The organism is Streptomyces sp. SN-593 (assembly GCF_016756395.1).
Taxonomy (GTDB): domain Bacteria; phylum Actinomycetota; class Actinomycetes; order Streptomycetales; family Streptomycetaceae; genus Actinacidiphila; species Actinacidiphila reveromycinica.
Genome location: NZ_AP018365.1, coordinates 4,290,291 through 4,312,740, shown reverse-complemented (window position 1 = coordinate 4,312,740; position 22,450 = coordinate 4,290,291). Strand labels below are relative to the sequence as shown.

Annotated in this window: 20 protein-coding genes and 2 tRNA genes; 4 read left to right on the top strand and 18 right to left on the bottom strand. The window is 70.3% G+C overall.

Annotated features, from left to right (window positions below; all coding sequences use genetic code 11):
- Positions 1-339: 339 nt before the first annotated feature.
- The 7 genes from RVR_RS38625 to RVR_RS18040 all read right to left on the bottom strand — a co-directional run bounded on the left by RVR_RS38625 (position 340) and on the right by RVR_RS18040 (position 5,526).
- Complete coding sequence (locus RVR_RS38625) at positions 340-462, bottom strand: hypothetical protein (protein ID WP_272933089.1); 123 nt, start codon at positions 460-462, stop codon at positions 340-342.
- Positions 459-1,034: a DUF6907 domain-containing protein gene (locus tag RVR_RS18065; protein WP_202234840.1), complete on the bottom strand. Its 576-nt coding sequence runs from the start codon at positions 1,032-1,034 to the stop codon at positions 459-461. The genes RVR_RS38625 and RVR_RS18065 overlap by 4 nt, the downstream gene beginning before the upstream one ends.
- 37 nt (positions 1,035-1,071) lie before the next feature.
- Complete coding sequence (locus RVR_RS18060) at positions 1,072-1,953, bottom strand: helix-turn-helix domain-containing protein (RefSeq protein WP_202234839.1); 882 nt, start codon at positions 1,951-1,953, stop codon at positions 1,072-1,074.
- The gene (locus RVR_RS18055; protein WP_202234838.1) at positions 1,950-2,471 is read right to left on the bottom strand and encodes a DUF6907 domain-containing protein; all 522 of its coding nucleotides are present in this window, start codon (positions 2,469-2,471) and stop codon (positions 1,950-1,952) included. The genes RVR_RS18060 and RVR_RS18055 overlap by 4 nt, the downstream gene beginning before the upstream one ends.
- On the bottom strand, positions 2,468-2,974 hold the full coding sequence (locus RVR_RS18050) for a hypothetical protein (RefSeq protein WP_202234837.1): 507 nt from the start codon (positions 2,972-2,974) through the stop codon (positions 2,468-2,470). Before RVR_RS18050 ends, RVR_RS18055 begins: the two co-directional genes overlap by 4 nt.
- Before the next feature lie 258 nt (positions 2,975-3,232).
- The gene (locus tag RVR_RS39160; protein ID WP_430393146.1) at positions 3,233-3,982 is read right to left on the bottom strand and encodes an ATP-binding protein; all 750 of its coding nucleotides are present in this window, start codon (positions 3,980-3,982) and stop codon (positions 3,233-3,235) included.
- Between the two features lie 194 nt (positions 3,983-4,176).
- Positions 4,177-5,526, bottom strand: coding sequence for an NsdA family TPR-like regulatory protein (locus RVR_RS18040; protein WP_202234835.1), 1,350 nt, complete (start codon positions 5,524-5,526; stop codon positions 4,177-4,179).
- 270 nt (positions 5,527-5,796) lie between these two features.
- Here RVR_RS18040 and RVR_RS18035 point away from each other — a divergent pair, with 270 nt between their 5' ends.
- Both RVR_RS18035 and RVR_RS18030 read left to right on the top strand, forming a co-directional pair.
- The gene (locus RVR_RS18035) at positions 5,797-6,549 is read left to right on the top strand and encodes a nucleotidyltransferase family protein (RefSeq protein WP_202234834.1); all 753 of its coding nucleotides are present in this window, start codon (positions 5,797-5,799) and stop codon (positions 6,547-6,549) included.
- A gap of 23 nt (positions 6,550-6,572) precedes the next feature.
- Complete coding sequence (locus RVR_RS18030; RefSeq protein ID WP_202234833.1) at positions 6,573-7,394, top strand: STM4013/SEN3800 family hydrolase; 822 nt, start codon at positions 6,573-6,575, stop codon at positions 7,392-7,394.
- 36 nt (positions 7,395-7,430) lie between these two features.
- Here RVR_RS18030 and RVR_RS18025 read toward each other — a convergent pair whose 3' ends face one another.
- The 4 genes from RVR_RS18025 to RVR_RS18010 form a co-directional block, all read right to left on the bottom strand.
- Positions 7,431-9,125 (bottom strand): relaxase/mobilization nuclease domain-containing protein, encoded by a 1,695-nt coding sequence (locus tag RVR_RS18025; protein ID WP_202234832.1) that lies wholly within the window; start codon positions 9,123-9,125, stop codon positions 7,431-7,433.
- A complete protein-coding gene (locus RVR_RS18020) occupies positions 9,125-9,835 on the bottom strand; it encodes a MobC family plasmid mobilization relaxosome protein (RefSeq protein WP_237404818.1) in 711 nt (236 codons plus the stop codon). The genes RVR_RS18025 and RVR_RS18020 overlap by 1 nt, the downstream gene beginning before the upstream one ends.
- Positions 9,836-10,019: 184 nt before the next feature.
- Positions 10,020-11,429 carry a DUF3631 domain-containing protein gene (locus RVR_RS18015; protein WP_202234831.1) on the bottom strand — a complete coding sequence of 470 codons (1,410 nt, stop codon included), beginning with the start codon at positions 11,427-11,429 and terminating at the stop codon, positions 10,020-10,022.
- 138 nt (positions 11,430-11,567) lie between these two features.
- The gene (locus RVR_RS18010; protein ID WP_202234830.1) at positions 11,568-11,780 is read right to left on the bottom strand and encodes a helix-turn-helix transcriptional regulator; all 213 of its coding nucleotides are present in this window, start codon (positions 11,778-11,780) and stop codon (positions 11,568-11,570) included.
- Positions 11,781-12,266: 486 nt separating this feature from the next.
- On the opposite strand from RVR_RS18010, the gene RVR_RS18005 reads away from it, so the two are divergent.
- Entirely contained in the window at positions 12,267-13,505 is a 1,239-nt protein-coding gene (locus RVR_RS18005; protein ID WP_202234829.1) for a tyrosine-type recombinase/integrase, read from the top strand.
- A gap of 99 nt (positions 13,506-13,604) precedes the next feature.
- Here the strand turns inward: RVR_RS18005 and RVR_RS18000 are convergent, their stop codons facing one another.
- Together RVR_RS18000 and RVR_RS17995 are read right to left on the bottom strand one after the other, a co-directional pair.
- Entirely contained in the window at positions 13,605-14,507 is a 903-nt protein-coding gene (locus RVR_RS18000) for a hypothetical protein (RefSeq protein WP_202234828.1), read from the bottom strand.
- 622 nt (positions 14,508-15,129) lie between these two features.
- Positions 15,130-15,202: transfer RNA gene (locus RVR_RS17995), tRNA-Ala, on the bottom strand.
- A 147-nt stretch (positions 15,203-15,349) separates the two neighbouring features.
- On the opposite strand from RVR_RS17995, the gene RVR_RS17990 reads away from it, so the two are divergent.
- Positions 15,350-16,963, top strand: a complete 1,614-nt coding sequence (locus tag RVR_RS17990; RefSeq protein ID WP_202234827.1) for a serine/threonine-protein kinase — start codon at positions 15,350-15,352, stop codon at positions 16,961-16,963.
- Between the two features lie 149 nt (positions 16,964-17,112).
- On the opposite strand, the gene RVR_RS17985 is transcribed toward RVR_RS17990, so the two are convergent.
- The 5 genes from RVR_RS17985 to gyrA form a co-directional block, all read right to left on the bottom strand.
- Positions 17,113-18,489 (bottom strand): hypothetical protein, encoded by a 1,377-nt coding sequence (locus RVR_RS17985; protein ID WP_202234826.1) that lies wholly within the window; start codon positions 18,487-18,489, stop codon positions 17,113-17,115.
- Between the two features lie 143 nt (positions 18,490-18,632).
- A complete protein-coding gene (locus RVR_RS37685) occupies positions 18,633-18,773 on the bottom strand; it encodes a DLW-39 family protein (RefSeq protein WP_237404817.1) in 141 nt (46 codons plus the stop codon).
- Positions 18,774-18,938: 165 nt separating this feature from the next.
- Positions 18,939-19,012, bottom strand: a tRNA-Ile gene (locus RVR_RS17975).
- A 48-nt stretch (positions 19,013-19,060) separates the two neighbouring features.
- Positions 19,061-19,723 carry a DUF3566 domain-containing protein gene (locus tag RVR_RS17970; RefSeq protein ID WP_202238743.1) on the bottom strand — a complete coding sequence of 221 codons (663 nt, stop codon included), beginning with the start codon at positions 19,721-19,723 and terminating at the stop codon, positions 19,061-19,063.
- Positions 19,724-19,738: 15 nt separating this feature from the next.
- A complete protein-coding gene (gene gyrA / locus RVR_RS17965) occupies positions 19,739-22,432 on the bottom strand; it encodes a DNA gyrase subunit A (RefSeq protein ID WP_202234825.1) in 2,694 nt (897 codons plus the stop codon).
- Positions 22,433-22,450 lie beyond the last annotated feature (18 nt).

Below are 22,450 nucleotides of genomic sequence, written 5' to 3'. Positions count from 1 at the left end.
CCGAAAACGCCACCGGCCCCCTCACCCGAACCGGGAAGGGGGCCGCTGAACCGCGTCACACACGGTGGAGCCTGGGGGATTCGAACCCCCGACATCTGCCTTGCAAATTCTTCCGGGACGGGGCCGTGAGCTGGGCGGATGAAGGCGGGAAGCCGCTGACCTGGGGAAAGATTCGCCACTGCTTGCCACTGATGATGGGAGCTTTCGGTGGGCGTGTGTGCTGAATGCGTGCTGAGAGCGACAGACCGGCCGGGCCATCTGGGCAAGCGTCCACCGGCGATGGAGCTTTGGATTGGGAGAACGGCCGGATCGCATTCAACGGTGCCTGGAGCGGAGGCTTCAGGGGGTGGGCTGACTGGCGACGGCCAGGCCGATCGCGAGTCCGCAGGCGAGGGCCAGGAGCACAATCAGCGCGATACCGGTCCAACCGGCGATGAGGGCGATCCTCCAATGGCGGATCACGGCAGCTCGGTCTTGCTCGGGCTGCTCGCGGGGGCCGCGGGATGACGGGCAGCCCAGTCCTCCCGGGCGGCGACGAGGTCGGGAAGGACTGTGTTCTCGAAGTAGTCGGCCTGGGTGCGGATCTGGGTGGCGAAGCGGGCGAGGTCGGTGGGGGTGAGGCCCTCGAAGTCCCACGCGTCGACGATCGTGAGGCTCGCGGTGGGGACCCGTTCGTGGGGCTGGGGGGCGTAGGGGTGGCAGGCGATCTGGGCGGCGAACATCGCGCTGGTCGACTCGCGGACGCGGGTGCCGTTGATGTCGATGTCGAGGGTGGCGGGCGGGAGGACCGGGTCGACGGGGAGCATCGTGTAGTGGGCGTAGCCGCGCAGGTAGTCCACGGCCTGGTCCAGCGTCATGCCGGTGTTGCTGGGGTTGTCCTCGGACCAGTCGGGCTGGTGGCCGGTCAGGGTGATGCCTTCAACCGTGGTGACTGTCCAGTTGGTTGGCGGAGTCGATTCTGGCAGACGCGCGGTGGGGTCCGGCTCGGGAGGCCGTGTGGCGGTGGGTTTGGTGAGCAGGGTGGTGGGGCTCATGGGCGATAGCTCCTTGGGGTGGCGGGAGTTGGTGGGGTCAGCGGGTGGTGGTGCGGAGGGTGTGGAGGTGTTCGATGGTCTGGGCGGGGGTGAGGGCGAGGTCACGCAGTTCGTCGTACTGCCGGCTGAGGTGCTCGATGTCGTCGGGGTCGTCGGTGATCTGGTCGGTGAGGGTGCCGTGCACGTACGCGAGGGTGGCGCCGACGCGGAAGGACAGCAGTTGCACGGCGCCGCGTAGGTCGTGGGGGCCGGCGTGGAGCGGGAGGAGTTGGAGGGTGATCGCGGGCTCGTGTGCCGTGGCGATGAGGTGGTCGAGTTGGCCGTCCCAGGTCGCGTTGTTGCGGGCGGCGCGGTGGAGGACGAGTTCGTCGAGGACGGCGCGGTAGCGGACCGGATGGGGTGTGGTCTCGGTGAGGCGGGCCTGCCGTTCGCGGAGCACGTTGAGCTGCGCGGAGAGGACTTCCGGTGACTGCGGGTGGACGGTGGCGAGGTGCTCTTCGGCGTAGGCGGGGGTCTGGAGGAGGGCGGGGACGGCGGTTAGCGCGTATGCGCGGATGCTGGTCGCGGCCGCTTCCAGGGCGGCGAGTCCGCCAGCCGCGCGTTTGGATTCGCGTTTGGCCAGCAGCCACAGGCCAGCGAGCAGGTCCCCGGTGCCGTAGAAGCGGTCCAGGGTCTCGGCGACGAGCATGTTGCCGAGCCGTCCGCCGGTCTCCAGGCGGTGGAGGTAGGACTGCTCGTAGTGGCACCGGTCGGCCAGCTCGACCAACGACAGACCGGCCTTCGCCCGCAGGAACGCGAGATGGTGGGCATACAAGGCACGGGCGCTCACCTGGCCGGAGGCGATCGCGGCCCGGAAGGCAGCGAGCCGATCAGCGCTGGTGGTCACGGAGTCCACGGCGGGCGTGGTGTCGGTGCTCACGCGCCCGCTCCCGCGCCGGAAGCGTGGTGGGCGGTCCATTCGGCGCGGATCGTGTTGAGCTGGGGGATGACGACGTGGTCGAGGCGGTCGGCCACCGCGCGCAGGCCCGCGACCAGGTTCGCCACTCCCGTCGGGTCGAGGTCGGTCATCCAGTACTCGCCGGCGACACGCACCGTGGCGACCGGGAGGGCCAGTTCGGGAGCCGGGGCGTAGGGCGTGCAGGTGATGCTGGAGGACATGACCTCCAACTCCTCCGGCTCGTCCGTCACGTTGCCCGGCGAGTACGCGCGCAGGACCTGCCCCGGGAACTCCTTGTAGTGGCAGACGTCGGCAAGCCGCGCGGCCAACTTCTGCGGCGGTACGTCCTGTTCGCTGGGGTCCTCGGCGGCCCAGGGTGGCAGGTAGCCGGTGATCTGCTCTCCGGTGGCCGTGGTGATCGCCCACTGTCGCACCGAGCAGGGCGTGCCGTACGACTCGGTGGCAGGTAAAGCGGCGGGCGAGGGGACCGTGGGCTTCATTGTGCGGGGTTCTTCCTGTTCGTGGTGGGGCGGTGGAATCGGGTGGTGGCGTCGAGCACGCGTCCGTCGGGCGGCCGGTCTTGCTCGGCGAGGAGTGGACCGAAGAGCGCGAGGAGAGCGGGCGGCAGGGCCGGGTCGGCCAACTCCCAGCTGTGGGCGTCGGGGTGCCTGGCGAACTCGCTGCACGCCTCGTCACCGTCACGGGTGGTGACGGGGCAGTCGGGGAGTAGGACGGCGAGGTAGGGCTCGATGCCGTCGCGCCAGGCGGCCCAGACGGTGCCGGCGTCCGGACCGCGCAGATTCAGCACCACACTTCGGTGCACGGGTCCGCGGTGGGCCTGGAGCGTGCAGACCAGCAGCGTCGCCGCGTCCTCTGCCACGTACGCCAGCCCGTCCCACGCGGGTGAAGCGGCGTTGGCCACGCGCAGGGCTGCGGTGAGGAGGCGGGGCGGCACGAAGGAGTGTCTGCCGCAGGTGAAGCCGCGCGGGTGACGGCTGGGCATCCGGATCGACTCCTTCGTCGGATCACTGCACACGGGGGTTGGGTGGAGCCCGCTCCAGCCACGGGCTGGTGCCGTGAGCCCGTCACGCCCGCGGGGAGTTGGGGGCGTGGATGCCTGCTTGACTCGGCGTGGCCGGAGCGGGGAAGGGCCCGCTCCAGCGGGTAGTCCGCTGCCGCCCGCACGGGGATGGGAGTGCGTACGGCGACGTGGGTGACGTCTGCGGACATGCCGCTGGAGCGGAGTAGAGGGGCGTTACGGCTACCCGTGTGGGTCTGCCGTTGCCGCGCTTCCGTTGTCGGTCACCACGGTCATCGCGCGGCAGGCGCGGGCACTGCTCGACAGTTCAGAAGAGGAGGTCGGACCAGAAGGTGCGAGGTTCCTCTTCGTAGCTGGATCTCCGTTGCCTTCGTGATGATGAGGACGTGCCGTTGACGGAATGGTCCGAGCGACAGAAACAGTCGTGCTTTCGCTGCCCGCGCGAGCACCCCGAGCGCGAGCGATGCGACGTCGAGTGTGGGGCTCCCACAACTCGTCAGGGCGCACCGGCGGGCCTGTCGGTAACAGCAGCCGGAGCTGGGCCCAGACGACCTTGCCCTTCCCGTGCGGCACCAGGTAGTAACCCCAAGCACCGTGGCTGAGCGCAGCGACGAGATGCAGTCCCCGGCCGTTTTCAGCGTCGCCGGACAACATCCGAAGGGTGGGCGGTTGGTTGCTCTCATCGTGCACGGTGATGTGGAGGTTGTCCCGGCTGGCGCGCAGCGCGAGCGAACACTCGCGGACGCGTCGCCCATCAGTCCGCGGCTCCGGCGGGCGGCAGAAGCCGCCCGCGTGCCGCACAGCGTTGCCGGTCAGCTCAGACACGATCGTCAGCACGTCCGCCACGACCTCGGGGACTGCGCCCCATCTCTCAAGGATTTCCCGCGCGTGAGCCCTGGCGTACCGGACGGCGGACGGCTCGCAGGTGAGATCCAGCTGGCTCCAGTAAGCGCTGCTGGGGTTCAAGGTCACACCTCCTGACGCGTGAAAGCGCGGCGCCGGAGTTCGGCGTCGGCCTCTTGCCTGCTCTACGCAACCGCGTGTGCACGCAAAGCGGTACTGCACGGGCAGGTGCGGGGCATGAAAGCCATGAAAGCCCGGAGCGTCGCCGACGCTCCGGGCTATGACCTCGTAGGAGTGGCTCTCGTGCACGTTCCGCGACGGCTCTATACGACGGTGCCTTTGCGGGCGGCGACCTGGCGTGCGTACCCGTGCAGGGCCCGTACGGGGCGGGCGGTGCGGTGGGTGCGGATCATCGTGCGCATCGTGGCGAAGTGTTCGTCGCCGCGTGCGGAGGAGACCTGTTCGTAGTCGCCGAGGAAGGCGGTCCAGGTCGCGCAGGCGGCGTCGAGGTGGCCGAGTTCGCACTGCCGCCCGGCGAGCAGTCCGTTGGCGTGGACGCGTCCTTGCCGTTCCTGCTCGGGCTGTACGCGCAGGCAGTCCTGCATGGCCTTGATGGAGCCGGGCAGGTCGCCGAGGTGGTACAGGACGGTGCTGGTGTGGAAGAGGTACGCGGACAGGTCGTATCCGCCGACGGCGTCCTTGCGGGAGTCGGCCTTGGACAGCGCGGTCTCGGTCTCCGCGAGGCGGGAGAAGGCCGTGCCGCGGTCCCCGGTCATGGCCGCCGAGGCGGCCTGCTGGCCGGCGAGGAAGGCGTGCAGCCGGGGGCCTGCCTTGGGGGAGGCTTCGGCTGCGGCGTCGGCGAGTTGGAGCGCTTTGGTGCCGTAGCCGAGGTTGCCCGCCTGGAGGCTCATCCCGCGCAGGGTGCGGCAGTAGGTGACGTGGTCCTCGGCGGCGCCGGCCAGGCCGAGCGCTTTGACGTAGTAGCGCTGGCCGAGGCCGTGCTCGCGTTCGTACATCGCCATCCAGCCGGTCAGGTAGACCAGGTCGGAGGCGGCCGAGAGCAGGTCCGCGCGGACGGCCGAGGCCGCGTCCGCCCGCAGGTACGGCGCGACGGTGTTCACGAGGAATGCCGCGGCCATGGGGCGGGCGTGGCCGCCGCCGAACAGGTCGAGCATGTCGGCGATCCGCTCGGTCATCGACCGGACGATCTCCACCTCGCCCGCGCCGACCCGGGCCGTGCGCCGGGCGGTCACAGCCCGGTCGGAACCTGCGAGTTCGGGGTATCCGGGCACGACGAGGGCGGCGGAGTACAGCGCCTTGGTCAGCACGCCCCGGCGGGAAGGGTCCATGTCCGCCTTTCCGAGGTCGAGGAGATCGTCAACAGTCTCGCCGTTTCCGGGGTTCGAGGAAGGGCCGATATCCGCCAAACCGGCCTCGGCAGGCGTGACGGGCCGCTTCAACCTCCGGGCGAACGCCTCGACGATGATCGGCCGCACCTTGGCGCGCGGCATGGTCCCGCTCACCCAGTGGCTTACGGCGCTCTGGTCGTAGTGCAGCGACAGGCCGGCCTCCTGGCCGGCCCGGTTGACCGCCCGGGCGCACTGGGTCAGCGACCAGTCGGCCTCGTCGAGTAGCGCTGCCAGACCGGTGTTGCGTGGAGTCCGCTGAGCCATCCCGGTCAACTCCTGCGAGGTCCGCGGGTTTTCAAGGGTTTCATGCTCGTCCGCCGCTTTCACGGTACCGCTCAGCGTAGCCACACGGTTGCCTAGTGCGTACAGCAGTCGTCCACCGGGCCGCTTCGCCCGGCCGGTGGGTCGGCTCCCGGCTTTCCGCGCATCGATCACGGGCGCTGTCGGGCGTCGGTCCGTCGACCGAGTGTCTGCCGCTGCCAGGATTCCTGCCAATGGCGCCACCTCGGCGCCCCGTACAAGGAGCACCCGCACATGCCCGCAACACCCGTTCCGCAGGCGCTGATCCTGGCCGGCGGCCAGGCCACCCGCATGCGCCCCTACACCGACGACGCCCCCAAGGCGATGGTGCCCGTGGCCGGCGCACCCATCGTCGGCTACCAGCTCGTCTGGCTCGCCCAGCACGGCATCACCTCCGTGACGATCAGCGGCGGCTACAAGCACGAGATGATCAGCGACTACGTCGGCGACGGCGCCCGCTTCGGTCTCAAGGACGTGCGCTACGCCATCGAACCCGAACCACTGGGACGCGGCGGCGGGTTGAAGTTCGCCGCCCGCCACCTGCCCGAGCCCGACGCACCGTTCTACGTCCTCAACGGCGACGTCATCAGCTCCTTCTCCCTCACCGACTTCGCCGACTACCACGAGGAGAACCACGGCGCGGTCACCGTCGCGCTGTCGCCCTACCGCTCCAACTGGGGCGTCGCCGACCTCGTCGACGGCAACCGCATCCGGGGATTTCGGCAGTCACCGGAACTGCCGTACTGGATCAACGCAGGCATCTACGTCTTCACCCCCGACGTCGTGCCGATGCTCCCCGACCAGGGTGACCACGAGGACAGCACCTTCCCCGAACTCGCTCGCGACGGACGCCTCGTCGGCTACCGCCTGTCCGGCTACTGGCGCGGCATCGACACCGTCAAGGACGTCATCGAAGCCAGCCGCGAAATCCGCACCACCGGCGGCCTCCTCCCGCCCGAACTCCACACCACCTCGCCCGAGAACTAACGCCAGAACCGAGGAACACCGGCATGGTGATCAACGCCAACGACGTCATCGGCACCCACCACATCCTGTTCATCACCTTCGACTCCCTGCGCCACGACGTCGCCCGCGCCGCCCTCCATGCCGGCCAAACCCCGCACCTCGCAGCCCTGTTACCCGGAGGAAAATGGGAAGAGCGCCGCACCCAGGGGTCATTCACGCTGCCCGCGCACATGGCCTTCTTCGCCGGCTTCCTGCCCGTGCCCTCCGGCCCCGACCGGCCCCACCGGCTCTTCGCCTGCCAGACCCCACGCGGCACCACCATCGGCGCACGCACCCACGTCTTCGACGCCCCCGACATCGTCACCGGCCTGGCCGCCGCGGGCTACCGCACCGTCTGCATCGGCGGCGTCGGCTTCTTCTCCCAGCAGACCCCACTCGGCAGCGTCCTGCCCGCCCTCTTCCAGGAAAGCCACTGGAACCCGGACACCGGCCCCGACAGCCCCGACTCCACCCGCCACCAGACCGACCTCGCCCTCAAAGCCCTGCACAGCCGCGACCCGGCCCAGCCACTCTTCCTCTTCCTCAACATCTCCGCCACCCACACCCCCACCCACGGCTACCTCCCCGGCGCCACCGCCGACTCCTGGGAGAGCCAGTGCGCCGCCCTCGCCTACGCCGACACCCACCTCGGCCGCCTCTTCCACGCGCTCCCCGACGCCGGATCCTGGCTCGTCGTCCTGTGCGCCGACCACGGCGACGCCTTCGGCGAGGACGGCCACCACGGCCACGGCATCACCCACCCCACCGTCTGGAACGTCCCCTACGCCGAACTGCTCCTGCCCGGCCGAGCCGGAGACACCGTGTAACCGGCCCGCTGCATGCGCCTGTGCCGTCTCTCGGCGTCAGCGACGGCGAGTTCGGTCGTTCGTAGGTGCCTGGACTCCTCCCCGGATGGCGGGTTCCGGCGCCGAGACGGTCCGGCTGTTGGCCGTGGTGGTGCGGGCCTTGGCCGCGTTTGTGCGGCGATTGGGGGCGGTGGTGAGGCGCCAGGTGAGGACTTCGGCGGGTGAGTGGGCGGTGTCGAGTTCGCGTTCGGCGGCTATCTGCTGGAGGAGGGTGGGGAGGTGGTGGCCGGCGGTTTCGGTGTGGACGAGGGTGGTGGCCAGGGCGGGCCAGGCGGGGTCGGCCAGGATGCGGTCAGCGTGGTCGGGGATGGCCTGGCGGACAGTGGCTTCGAACCGCTGTGTCGTCTGGGGGCGTGGGGTGCTTCGGGTCAGCTCGTTCAGGACGGGGGCTGCGGCCTGTTGGTAGCTGGTGCGGAGGTGGAGGACGGTCTGTTGGGCTGCGGCGGCTTGTTGTTCGTAGCCGCGTCGCTGGTACCAGTGAGCGGCGGCCGTGGCGGTTCGGATGAGGGCGAAGAGGACGGCGACGGCGAGCCCGCCGGCGTCGGATGAGGCGTAGATGAGGTCTTTGGCGGCGTTGCGAAGGGCGGTGGCCTTTTGGTGGTCGGCACGGATCGCGGAGCGGCGAGCGCGGTTGAAGGCGGTCGCGGCGGCCTTCAGTTCGGTGCGGCTGCCCGGCGGCGCGGGCAGGGCGGTGTTGTGGAGGAGCTCGCTGAACGCGACGAGGTGAGCTTGCGCCGTTGCGTCGTCCTGACCGTTGAGGATGACGGCCGTATCGCGCAGGGCGGTGTCTGCGTGCCGCCAGATGTCCTCGGTGCGAGGCCGGTGGTTGGTCGCCGGTCGGGGGACGGGGTGAGTGAGGGTTTCGCGGATGCGGACGATGGACAGGTCGGGGGCGAGCTTGGAGCCGCCGAAGTAGACCGGTTCGCCGTGGGTGTTGGTGTCGTCGGGGGCGGCGAGGCTGTAGCCGGTGACTTCGCCGGTTTGGGTTCCGATGCGCAGGTTGACCTTGATGCCTAGGTTGCCGAGGACGTCGAAGTATTCCTGCTCGGTGCGCACAGCGGCCAGTACGGCGTAGGCCTGGTCACGCAGCCACTCCCGACTGGTGGTGGTGTTGCCCATGCGTTCGGCCTTGGCCTGCTCGGCGCTGGTGGGGGTCTTGGGCGCGGTCATGTCGCCGGACTTGAGCTGCCGCAGCCCGAACTCCGCCTCAATCAAACGGCACTCCTTCTGGGCGCGCCAGCCGTCCCGGTTGGTGCGGGCTCGGCGGCCGTCGGCGCGTACGGAGACCGCGGCGATGTGGATGTGGTCGTCCGCGTGGCGTACGGCGATCCACCGGCAGGCCAGGTCGTCGCCTTCGGGGGCGATGCCGGTGGCGGCGACGATACGACGGGCGACCTCAGCCCATTCGCTGTCGGTGAGGTAGCGGTCGCCAGGCGCGGTGCGGACGGGGCAGTGCCACACGTGCTTGGCCGGCGTCTTCCCGGTCTCCTTCGCGCGCAGTTGGGCGTGCAGATCAAGGCGATCTGCCAGGCGCGCGATGGTGGCGTCGGGGTCGCGGCCAGGATCGGGAGCGCCGGCGGGGTCCCACGCGGCGACGATGTGCGGGTCGGTGTGCTCGTCTCGCCGGCCGGGGCCGAACAGGTAGGAGAGCAGTCCGGTGGTGTGGGAGCCGGTGGAGACGTCGGGGACCATCAGGCCGCATCCCCTTTGCCGACGAACCCGTCGAGCAGGATGAAGGCGTCCTCGACGGCTTCCTCGACACGGTCCAGGACGCGTTCGGCGTGATCGGGGATGGTGCCGGAGTTGATTGCGTGGGTGATCTGGTTGAGGTTGTTGCCAGTCCGGCGTAGCTGCGCGATCAGCCGCTCGACGTTCTCGACGATCGGGCGGGCCGGATAGTCCTCCGGACTTCCCGCATCTGCGGTCCTGCCGAGGGCGTGGGCGTACGCGGCGTCACCGACGTACCCGGCGAAGTACTGTCCGCGCTCATGCGCGGCGGCGTCGATGACGCGTTCGGCGGTCGGGGTGAAGCGGATGCTGCGTACACGGTCGCGGGTCTCCTTGGTGCGCTTGCGGTAGAGCGGTGCGGGCAGCGGCGGGTCATTCGGCTCCCGCCCGGACAGAGGCTCGCTCTGCGCGGCTGTGGGGGCAGGGTGGCCGCAGGACGGACACATGGTGGCGACCGGCTGCGGTGGGTTGTCCTGGGTGAGGCCGCGCTCGGCCTCACCCACACGGTCCGGCGCCCCCTGGCGACGGCTCTCCTCCGCCCCCGCCGGGGCGGAGACAAGCGCGGACGAAACCCGATAGGAGTTTCGACCGCTCCAGCTTGCTCCGTCTGAACGGCCGGTGACCGTCTGACCGATCCGCGTGAAGATCCCGGGCTTCTTCTGGGGCTGGTCCATGGTCGTACGGCTCCTGAACGTGGTTGCGGCGAAGCGGCGTGGGGGTGTGTGACTCGTCCCACCCGTTGCATGGCTGGTCAGCGCAGGTACGGGTGGATGCGGTGATGCGGGTCGACTCGTCACGGGGAAGCGACCCGTCCCCGCGCCGACCTGCGCGGGGACGGGTGGTACGGGTCGGTGCGGGTCACCGCACGGCTGTGGACTCCGGTTCGGGGCGGGGGCAGTAACGCGCCCAGGCGTCGGTGAACTGGTTGCGGGTGAAGCCCCGGCGCTGGGTGTCCCCGGGGAAGCGGCGGTTGGCCGCGCTGATCCCGTAGTCCTTCAGCAGCAGTTGGAGGCCGCGCGGGGTCAGGCCGCCGGTGCCGTACTCCCGCCACGGGCCCTCCGGGTCCGCGTTCAGGGCGCTGAGCAGGGACTGCGTGGACAGGGCGTCTGGGTCCCCGTATCCGGCGAAGGCGGCCCGGATGTCGGTGAGGATGCGGGTCTTCAGCCCGTTGTCCTGGTCCTGGCCCTCCTCGTGGGCGGTCATCACCCGGCACGCCGCCCTCGCCCGATCCGGCCATACGCCGCCGGCCAGGTCGGCGACGGCCACCAGCGGCTCCCAGGTGTCCGCCGCCCGGTCCTCCACCGGCATCACCGGCTCCAAAGCTGCCGCCGTATCGGTCAACGGCACCAGCCACCCGGCCAGCCGGTCGCGCAGCGCGTGCAGGATCGGGGTGTCCCGGCGGGCACGGAAAGGCCGCACGCTCTCCCCCGGGCCCCGGCGGCGCATCCGCACCACAACCGCACGGTCCATGATCGTGTCCGGCAGGTCCCCGATCCCGGCCAGCGCCGCCATCGCGAACGTCGCGAACTTGGTCGGCTTGTGCTCCGGCCCGACGACCCGGGTGGTGGGGCGGTTGCGCTGGTGCCCGGAGTTGAGCAGGCCGCGCATCTCCTCGTTCTTCTCCGCCACCTTCACGCTGCCGAAGATGGTGTCCGCCTCGTCCACCAGCAGCGTCGGCGGCCGTTCGGTGATCGACCGGAAGATCGCCGCCGGGGTCGAGTTCACCGTGATGAACGGGTCGTGGACGGTGTCGTGGAGGACGTCCAGCAGCCGCGACTTCCCGCACCGCTTCGCCGGACCCACCACCGCCAGACGCGGCGCGTGCTGCCACGCGGGCTGGAGGTGGGTGGCTGCTATCCACAAGGTGACCGCGTCCAGGGCCTCGCTGGACGGCATGATCACGTACCGGGCGACCGCTGACCGCACCTCGGTCAGCAGGTCAGCGCCCTCCGTCGCCGGGACGCTGCCCTCCGGACCAACCGGACCGACCGGCTGACCGGGCCCGGTGACCGGCTCCCGGTCAGTGACCGCGGTCACCCGGTCACCCACCCCGGCCGGTTGACCGGGCGTCGCGGTCAGCCGGTCAGACGCGTCCGCCGCCCGGCCAGCGGCCGACAAGGCACGCGCGGTCAACCGTTCACCGGGAGACGGCGAACCGGCCTCCCGGATCGGCTGCGCGGCGGCGTGCTGCGCCTGACCGGGTATCGCGACCGGAGGCCAGGCCGTTTTCGGGGATGCGCCGCTGACGGCGCGGGTCGTAGGCTGCATGGTGAATCTCCTCGACCGGCGGCGCCGGGCTGGCAGGCCCGACACCGCCTGGGTTGATCGTTGAAGGCGTACAGGGGAGTTCGCTCGGCCCTCGGCGTCTCAACCACCGGGGGCTGCATTGCGTTGGGGAGTCTGCTGTCAGGCCGCCAGGTCCACCGACTGCTGGTCCACCCACGCCTCGATCTCCGTCCACCTGTAGCGCAGGTGGCGGCCGAGCTTGTGGACCTTCGGCCCGATCCCCCGGTGCCGCCACTGGTAGAGCGTGGCGACCGGGACCCCGAGGTAGGCCGACAACTCAGCCGGAGTGGCCAACGGGCGCCGGTCATCGGGGGTCTTCTGTGTGTTGGGCATGGTGCTCGCCTTTCGGGTGTATGGACGGCAAATCGCAGCCAACATAGCCACGAGCCGGGTGAACCATCCAGCGAAATTGTGACCGAAAAAGACGGACGGACCAAATAGGCATCCACGCCTCGGGAAAACCCCCACAAACCGATTCGGTGCGGCGCCCCCAGCCTGGCACCGCACCCTCACCCCGCAGATGCCACCGCACGACAACGCCGCCCCACCAGCACAGTTAGCAGCCCTGGACAGGGCAACACTCAGTAACACGAATCAGCAGGAAAAAGATCCGGACCATATCATCGCCGCAGCGGAAACGGAACCATCAACCGCCACACCCAAGCCAGAGGCATCTATCACAGAATTACGGCTTGCCCAAACCGCCAACTCCAAGGGAACCTCCCACGACGTTCGCCAGCCCCACCCGCAGGGGCAAAAGGAAAAGGGAGATCCCGTGGACAAGAACCCCGCCCCGCAAAGCCACCGGACCGGTGCCTGATGGCCCGCGTCTGGATCGAGGACCGCGCCGGCCACACCGCGTACCAGCGCGCGGTCGCCAAGGCCAAGCAAGCCGGACGCACGCCGCCCGGCCGCTGGCGCGTGCGCTGGTACGGCCCTGACGGCAAGCCAAAAGCGAAGACCTTCGTCCTCAAGGTGAAGGCGGACGACTTCCGCTCCCAGCTCCAGGCCCGGCTCGGCGACGGTACGTACCGCGACCCTGCCGCTGGCCGTGTCTCGTTCGCCGTGGTCGCCGAGTCATGGTTCGAGAGCCAACTCCATCTCAAGCGCTCCAGCCGGGCCCGCTACCGGATCGCGCTGGACACGCACGTTATCCCCAGGTGGGGATCCACGCCTGTGGACAAAATTCAGTACGACGACATCGCCGCGTGGCTGACCGAACTGGCCGCAGGCACGACGACCAACGGACGTCCCCAGGGGGCCCGTTCGATCCGCAAGACCTACGTCGTCCTCAGCCGTGTACTCGGCTTCGCCGTGAAGTCCCGCCGCCTCGCCTTCAACCCGGCTACCGGCATACCGCTGCCCGCTATCAACCCGACCGACCACGTGTACCTGGACGAGGTCCAGGTCGAAGCCCTCGCCGAAGCCGCCGCCGAATACCGGGCCTTCATCCTGCTACTCGCCTACACCGGGCTCCGCTGGGGTGAAGCCTCCGCTTTGAAGGTCGGCCGACTCGACCTCACCGCCCGCCGGGCCCACATCGTGGAGGCGTTCGGCCTCGACAGCGGCAAGCTCTACCTGGACACACCCAAGAACCACGAACGGCGGTCCGTGCCCCTCAGCGCCTTCCTCATCGACGAGCTGAGGCCGCACCTCGAAAGCCGCGATCCCGGCGAACTGCTCTTCACCGGCCCACAGGGCGGTGCCCTGCGCGCAAGCAACTTCGTCCGCCGGGTCTTCGATCCAGCCGTTGCGGCGGCTGGCCTCGGCCACCTCCACGTCACACCTCACAAACTCCGCCACACCGCCGCCTCACTCGCCATAGCCAGCGGTGCCGACATCAACGTCGTCCAGACCATGCTCGGCCACAAGTCCGCCACCATGACCCTCGACGTCTACGGCCACCTCTTCCCCGACCGCTTGGACGAGGTCTCCAAGAAGATGCACAAGCGCCGCGCCCGCGTTCTAGCCAAAGCGAAGGCCAAAGCGGAGAAGGCGGCCCGCAAGGCCCAGCGAGCGGCGGCGAAGCTCGCGACGCTGGAGCACACAGCAGTGTAGAGAGGCCTAATACAGTCAGGGGGTGGCTTGCCCATAAAGTGCAAACCACCCCAATTTCGGTCCGCCCTTGATCTAGCTCAAGTCACTAGTGTGGCTGACTCAAGAACGATGGCCGTTCCGCAAAAGGTTGAGAAGCTCTGACGCACTCGGTAGCTGTCGCCGCAGAAACCAGCCGGAGCCCAGTGTCACGACGAGAACAAAAATGGCGTCCAGCGCTTGGGACGGGAGACCCGCCAGACCCGCCGCGGTGACAGATGCTACTGCCGTCGTGCCAAGGATCAGGAAGCGAAGCCCCTCCCGGGGAGCAGCGGCTGCCGGTTGGCCCAACTGGTCCTCGTCGAGTAGGCACGTGAGGCGACCCTGCGCGTAGCGCTCGGCAATCGTGACGAGCATGACGGCCATGTCCTGGAAGGCGGAACCAGGGTGAGTGTCCTGCCGTGCCTCACATACACGTAGAGCTCCTACTACCTGGGCCGCGTGAGCGTGCAGTGCCTGCCGACGATGAGAGACCACACGTTTACCTGGGGAGAAAATCCATGCTAGACGCGGGATTTCGTACCGGATTCGATTGGCTTGCCAGATGACGCGTTCAATCAGCCGTAGTTGAACTCGGGGGACTTCGCACGCTCCTGCAGCCTCATGCCACTGGCGATGGGCTCGAGCGCAGTGTGCTGCGGCACCCAGCATGAGGACGACAGGGAAAAATCCCCCTCGCTCGACCTCAACTCGTTCCTGCCGCCGGCGGTCAGCGCTCTTACCCGAGGAACCAACTCCGAACATGAAGGTGGCCCGGGCGCCGCAACCCAACAAGATCAGAAAGGCCAGCACACGTACGAATGCGCCAAGCGGCGGTTGACGCCACCTCAGACCTTGCGCCCGGTCAGGCAGCATGGCCGCCTTCTGCGCGACGAAGGTTACCGCGTCGTGAACACCAGTCCCGATCTCCGTCACATTCCATGCGATCGCGGCCAGCATTAGGCATGTAGGCGCGAGCAGCAGCATCCCTGAGACGAAACGTCGCCACCATCCAGCCACACACATCGGAGCCAGACTCGGCAGATCCTGAGGCAACCGCCCTGCGACTACCGGCGCAACTTCAGCGCCAACCTCAGCGACGAACACCCTTGCGCGCTCGTCGGCATAGGCACGACACCTGCTTAGCAGAGGAGCGAAAACACGCTTCTTGGCGAGGGCCCATAGGAGGAAGAGCCCACCCAAGATCAACAGCCGGAGCAGTACCGCCACTACCGCCATGAGAGTCTCCACGCCGTATTCTCTCGTCTCACACCGACATGCGGGCGGGAGTTCCCGGATGGTGCTGCTGACGACCATCCCACGCAGATCACAAGAGCAAGGGAGGCAACGAACGACGGCACGCAACGCCGTGCCCGTTCGAAACAGAGCTGAGCAGGGGTTCAGCGTCGCCACGCCCCCGGTAGGGCAGGCGGAACGAGGGTCCGCAATGATCCAGAACGGTCATGAGCGACCCCGACGCGGACACCGTGGCCATCCGAGCAGGTCCTCTCGACCACTCCGCGCCTGATGTGTACAAAATGTGTACTGAACGTCAGCGGCCTCCTCGCCCGAACCGGGCGAGAGGGCCGCTGACCTGCGTAAACACCTGTGGAGCCTGGGGGATTCGAACCCCCGACATCTGCCTTGCAAAGGCAGCGCTCTACCAACTGAGCTAAGGCCCCGTGTCACGGACAGCGTACCGGTTGGAGGGGGTTCGGCCGAAACGGGTTGCGGGGGCGGAAGGGGTGACACCCTCGCGCCCGGGTGGGCCGCACTGGCAGAGTCGGGTCCGACGGATCGAGGTCGGTGAAGAGGGCGGTCGGCAGGCCATGGGCGAGGTCTTCGCGGGTCGGTACGAGCTGGTGGACCCGATCGGGCACGGCGGGGTCGGGGCGGTATGGCGGGCATGGGACCGCCGCAGGCGGCGCTACGTGGCCGCCAAGCTGCTCCAGCAGAGCGATGCCCACGCCCTGCTGCGCTTCGTCCGGGAGCAGGCGCTGCGGATCGACCACCCGCACGTGCTGGCACCTGCCAGTTGGGCCGCCGACGACGACAAGGTGCTGTTCACCATGGACCTGGTGTGCGGCGGCTCGCTCTCACACCTGGTCGCGGAGTACGGCCCGCTGCCGCCGCACCTGGTCTGCGTGCTGCTCGACCAGTTGCTGGCCGGGCTGAGCGCCGTGCACGCCGAGGGGGTCGTGCACCGGGACATCAAGCCCGCCAACGTCCTGCTGGAGGCGACCGGCACCCGCTCGCCGCACATCCGCCTGTCGGACTTCGGGATCGCGATGCGCAAGGGCGACGCCCGGCTCACCGAGACCAACTACGTCGTCGGCACGCCCGGCTACTTCGCCCCGGAGCAACTGCTCGGCGCCGAGCCGGACTTCGCCGCGGACCTGTACGCGACCGGCCTCGTCGCGCTCTACCTGCTGGGCGGCCGCAAGCCGGACGCCCAGGCGGTGCAGGACCGGTTCCTGGAGATGGGCATGCCGCCGGCGCCGGTGGGCGTGCCGGGGCCGCTGTGGCAGGTGGTCGGCACCCTGCTCCAGCCGGACCCGTACGCGCGGTTCCGTACGGCGACGGGCGCGCGCAAGGCGCTCGCGGCCGCCATGGAACTGCTGCCGGGGGCCGCACCGGACGAGGAGCCGGTGGAGATCTTCGACCAGATCGGGCCGCTGCCCCCGGGGTTCGGGCCGCAGGGGCCGACCGCCGCGGCCAGGGCGGCCGCCGGTCCGGAGCCCGCGGCACCCTACGGCCCGCCGGCCGACCCCGTCCCCGTCCCCCCGCGGCCGGCCCTGCCCCCGGACGGGAGCCAGGCGGGCCCGCACCCCACACCGCCCGCGGGCCACCCGGCCGGGTACGGTCCGCTGCCGCACCCCGCGGCCATGAACGGCCTCGCGGCGCAGGGCGTCCCCGCCCGCCCGACATCGGCGCCCACTCCCACCCCCACGCCCCCCGCTCCGCCCGCCGCCGCTCCCGACCCCTCGCCTCCGCCGCTCCGGATGCCCTCTGCGCCTCCCTCGCCGGCGCCGTACGCACCGCCCGGGGAGCCCGTGTCGGGCCCGCAGCCGCCCGGCGGGCGCCGGCAGGCCCGGCACGCCGCCCCGACCGCGCACGCGGCCCCTGAGGCCGCTCCGGCCCCCGCCGCCGCTCCCGGTCTCCCGCCGGAACCGCCGACACACCCGCCCACCCGCGCGGACCACCGGGCGCTGCCCCTCCCGGAGCCCGCGCCGTACGCCGGGCCCGCGCCGTCCGCTGCCACGCCGTCCGGACCCGCTGCCACCCCTTCCACCCCGGACCCCGATGCCTCCGCGGACACCGCCTCCACGGGCGTCCCGGCCCGCCGGGCGAAGCCGGGCCCGCCGGCCAAGGTCGCGGTCCCCGTCCTGGTGCTGGCGCTGCTCTGCTTCGCGGTCGGCGTCGCGGCGCTCATGGCCTCCTGAGCGGGGCCGCCGAGCCCCCGCGGCCGCCGAACCCCGTGGGGCCGCCCCGCCGAAGCAACCCCGGTGAGCCGGCCCCACGCGCCGGCTCGCCGGCCGACGCCCACCGGCCCACACCCACCGGCCCACCGCCGACGCCCACCGGTCCGCGGTCAGCCCCGGGCCGCCCGCCGCCGCGCCGCGCCGTACCAGACCGCCAGCACGAGCAGCAGCAGCGTGCCGAGCCCGAAGGCCCCGTACGCCACCAGGCGCAGCCGCGAGGAGGACGAGATGCCGGTCGCGCTCGCGGCGGCCGGCGCGGTGCCGTCGGCCGCCGCGACCTCATGCGCGTCCACACCGATCCCGGCGGCGCCCGGGTCCCCGGTGTACGGCGGCCCCGCCTGCGCCGTCCCGGTGACCTGGACCCGCAGCGTGACCGGCACGGCGCCGCTGACCTGCTCGGCGACGTCCGGGTGGACGGAGACCGCGAAGTAGTACCAGCCCGCGTAGCGCACCCGCTCCACCGTCTCGTCCTCGGACGAGCGGTTCGCGTAGGACACCGCCGGCAGTTGCGTGTCGAGCGAGGTGGGAGCCCCGGAGTACGAGCCGTCGTCACCGTCGACGTACTGCCGGACCGGGCTGTAGGACGTCAGCCGCACTCCGGTGTTCACGAAGTCGAGCGCGCTGCCGACCAGCGGGGCGCTGGAGAAGTCCGCGAAGACGGTGGCCCCCTGACCCCAGTCCACCGGGACCTTGTAGAAGCGGGTCTCGCCGGGCAGCACCCGGTCCTTCCAGATGCCGGTCCGGATCGCGGCCGCGGTCTCGAACGAGTCGCCGCCGGACGCCGGACGCGGGGTGCCCGTGGTGAGGGGGGTCGGCGAGGAGCCGGCGGTGGCCCCGCCGGGCGCGGGCCGCGCTGTGGCGCCCGGTCGGAGCGGGGGTTCGCTCACGTAGCGCAGCTCCAGGGGCCAGGGTGCCTGGTCAGAGCCCGGTTCGGAGGTGCGGTGCACCTGGAGGGTGTACTGGCCCGCGCCCCCGCACGTGCCCTCCCCGCCGTCCGCGGTGCGCTCCACCGCGGTGCCGACCGGGCGGGCGTCGCCGTCGTCCTCGAAGTGGGCCTCGCGGCTGTCGCACTGCGACCCGTCGGCACTGACCAGCTTCAGCTCGATGCCGTCGTCGTAGGCCACCTTCGCGCCGGTCGGCGGGAGGGCGAACGCCGAGGCGTAGGCGGAGGACGTCGCGTCCAGGGCGATGCCGTACATCCGCGTCTGGCCGGGCCTGATGGTGTCCTGGTACGTGGCGCCGGCCTTCATCGCGGGCGCGTCGCCCGTGGTGGCCGCGCCGTCCAGCACCCCGCCCCGCGGCTGCCAGACAGCCGGCGCGGTGGGCGTCGCGGTGGCGGAGGCGCCCGCGGAGGTACCGGAGGAGGGGCCCGCCGACGTGCCCGAGGGGGCGCCCGGGGAAGGTGCCCCGCCGTCCGCCGCCGCCGGACCCGCGGCGGCCACCGTCAGCAGTAACGCCGCGACCACGCCGAACGTCGTGCGCTTCATCCCCTGCTCCTGTCCCCGCCGATCAGAGCGCGATGCACCGGCACCGTATCGAAAGGCGCGGGAACGGCGAAGGCCCCGGCCGCGCTGTGCGACCGGGGCCCGGAGACCGCCCCCACGCCTCGCGGCGTGCTACCTACGGCGTCTCACACGTCTGTGTCGGAACCACCCGGGACCGTGTCAGTGGCTTCCGTCCACAGGTCCTGCTCGGCGCGATCCGCCTGGATCTGCCGGTACACGAACAGCCCGGCGACGGCGGCCAGGGCGATCAGGAGAATCTTCTTCATCGCCTGACCCTCCTCCTTCTAGCGTGAGACGAGCTTCTGACCCGCCCGACTATACACAGCGGCCGATACCGAACGGTTACCTGGCACCGGAAACGGGTAGGACGTCGGGTTGGGGAAAGACGAAGGCGGCCCGGTCCCTCAGGGACCGAACCGCCTGTCTGCGAGTGGGGCTACCAGGACTTGAACCTGGGGCCTCTTCCTTATCAGGGAAGCGCTCTAACCGTCTGAGCTATAGCCCCGCGCTGCACGGAAAGATTAGCGCACCAGGGGCCGAGCCCCAAAATCGGTTACTCGTCCTCGGCCAGAGTGAGCTCGACGCCGCCCACGAAGCCCGAGGAGAGGTTGTAGATGAAGGCGCCCAGCGTCGCCAGCGCGGTGGCGAGCACCACGTCGATGACGGCGATCACCGTGGTGAACATCATCACGCGGGACAGCGACAGGAAGCTGACCAGATCGAAGCCGCCCTTGCCGCCCTCGGTGGAGGTCGCGTCGCTGATCGTGGAGCCCACGGTGCTGAACACGCCGATGGTGTCGAGCACCATCCACAGCACCGCGACGGCGATGATCGTGCAGATGCCCAGCGCGATGGACAGCAGGAAGCTGACCTTCATCACCGACCACGGATCGGCCTTGGCCACGCGCAGCCGCGCCTTGCGGGTGCGCGGCGCCGTACGGGCCGCCGGCCGCGGTCTGCGCACGCCTGCGGCCGACGACGAGCCTGTGGCGCCGGACTCCCCGCCGGGCGTGCCCGGGGGGCGGGGCGGCGCGTAGGCGGCCGGCGGCTCGTGCGGCGACTGGCGGGTGTCGGTCACGGTGTATCCCCCCTCCTGCGGACCACTGCGGTCCGCAGAGCCGGCCTGGCCGGTGCCACCGGTCGAGCCATGGGCACCGCCCGGCCGGCCGGCGCCATGGGCGCCACCCGTCCTGCCGGACCCGCCCGCGGCGCCCATGGCTCCACTCACGGCTTACTCCTCTGGTTCACCGGCCGCGGGCGCCTCGCCCGGGGCCGCAGCGTCATGCCCTGTCGTGCTCGTGTCGTCCTGCGCAGCCGCCTGCGCCGCCACGCCGTCCTGCTCGTCAGACTCCGCGCCGTCCAACTCCACGCCGTCCGGATCATCCTCCGCTTCGGCGTTCCGCGCGATACCTACCACCGCGTCCCGCTTGCCGAGGTTGATGAGCTGAACGCCCATGGTGTCACGACCGGTCTCCCTGACCTCGTTGACCCGCGTCCGGATCACGCCGCCGCTGAGCGTGATGGCGAGGATCTCGTCGGTCTCCTCGACCACCAGCGCACCGACCAGAGAGCCCCGGTCCTCCACGATCTTGGCCGCCTTGATCCCGAGTCCGCCGCGCCCCTGCACGCGGTACTCGTCGACCCGCGTGCGCTTGGCGTACCCGCCGTCGGTGGCGGTGAAGACGAACGTACCGGGCCTGACCACGTTCATGGAGAGGAGTTCGTCACCCTCGCGGAAACTCATGCCCTTGACCCCCGAGGTGGCCCGGCCCATCGGCCGCAGCGCCTCGTCCGTCGCGGTGAAGCGGATGCACTGCGCCTTGCGGCTGACCAGCAACAAGTCGTCCTCGGCGGACACCAGCTCGGCGCCGATCAGCTCGTCGGACTCGGCCGCGGCGCCCTCCTCGGCCACCCCGGCGTCCCGCAGGTTGATCGCGATCACGCCGCCGGAACGCGGGGAGTCGTAGTCCTTCAGCGCGGTCTTCTTCACCAGGCCGGACTTGGTGGCGAGCACCAGGTACGGCGCCGCCTCGTAGTCCTTGATGGCCAGGATCTGGGCGATCCGCTCGTCCGGCTGGAAGGCCAGCAGGTTCGCCACGTGCTGCCCGCGGGCGTCCCGTCCGGCGTCCGGGAGCTCGTACGCCTTGGCGCGGTAGACGCGTCCCTTGTTCGTGAAGAACAGCAGCCATTGGTGCGTGGTTGTGACAAAGAAGTGGTCGACGATGTCGTCCTGCTTCAGCTTGGTGCCGCGCACGCCCTTCCCGCCGCGCTTCTGCGAGCGGTAGTCCTCGGTCTTGGTGCGCTTGACGTAGCCGCCACGGGTGATCGTGACGACGATGTCCTCCTCGGCGATCAGGTCCTCGATGGACATGTCACCGTCGAAGGGCACCAGCTTGCTGCGCCGGTCGTCGCCGTACTTGTCGACGATCGCCTGCAGTTCCTCGCTGATGATCTGCCGCTGCCGCTCGGGCGAGGCGAGGATCGCGTTGTACTCGTTGATCTTCGCCTGCAGCTCGTCGTGCTCGGCGATGATCTTCTGCCGCTCCAGGGCGGCCAGCCGGCGCAGCTGCATCTCCAGGATCGCGTTGGCCTGGATCTCGTCGATCGTCAGCAGGCCCATCAGGCCCTCGCGCGCGGTCTCGACCGTGTCGCTGCGCCGGATCAGCGCGATGACCTCGTCGATCGCGTCGAGCGCCTTGAGCAGGCCGCGCAGGATGTGGGCGCGCTCCTCGGCCTTGCGCAGCCGGAAGCGGGTGCGCCGGACGATGACCTCGACCTGGTGGTTCACCCAGTTGCGGATGAACGCGTCCAGCGACAGCGTGCGCGGCACCCCGTCGACCAGCGCCAGCATGTTGGCGCCGAAGTTCGACTGCAGGTCGGTGTGCTTGTAGAGGTTGTTGAGCACGACCTTGGCGACGGCGTCGCGCTTGAGCACGATCACCAGGCGCTGGCCGGTCCGCGAGGAGGTCTCGTCGCGGACGTCCGCGATCCCGCCGATCCGGCCGTCCTTCACCAGGTCGGCGATCTTCTGCGCGAGGTTGTCCGGGTTGGTCTGGTACGGCAGCTCGGTGACGACCAGGCACTGCCGGTTCTGGATCTCCTCGACCTCGACGACCGCGCGCATGGTGATCGAGCCGCGGCCGGTGCGGTACGCGTCCTCGATGCCGCGGCGGCCGACCACCAGGGCGCCGGTCGGGAAGTCCGGGCCCTTGATCCGCTCGACCAGCGCGTCGAGGAGTTCCTCGGCACCCGCCTCCGGGTTGGCCAGGAACCACTGGGCGCCGTCGGCGACCTCCCGCAGGTTGTGCGGGGGGATGTTGGTGGCCATGCCGACCGCGATCCCGGCCGAGCCGTTGATCAGCAGGTTCGGGAACCGGGACGGCAGGACCGTCGGCTCCTGGTTGCGGCCGTCGTAGTTGTCCGTGAAGTCGACGGTCTCCTCGTCGATGTCCCGGACCATCTCCATGGCCAGCGGCGCCATCTTGCACTCGGTGTACCGCATGGCGGCGGCCGGGTCGTTGCCCGGCGAGCCGAAGTTGCCGTTGGAGTCGACCAGCGGCATCCGCATCGACCACGGCTGCGCCAGGCGGACCAGCGCGTCGTAGATCGAGGAGTCGCCGTGCGGGTGGTAGGTGCCCATCACGTCGCCGACGACGCGGGCGCACTTGTAGAAGCCCTTCTCCGGCCGGTAGCCGCCGTCGTACATCGCGTAGAGCACCCGGCGGTGCACCGGCTTGAGGCCGTCGCGCACGTCCGGCAGGGCGCGCGAGACGATGACGGACATCGCGTAGTCGAGGTAGCTGCGCTGCATCTCCGTCTCGAGCCCGACGGGCTCGATGCGCAGTCCGCCGGACTCGTTGCGCTCGTCCATCTCGGACGCGGGGAGGTCGGGCACGGGAGGGGTGTTGGGGGTCTCGTCGGCCATCGCTGTCTGATAGTCCTT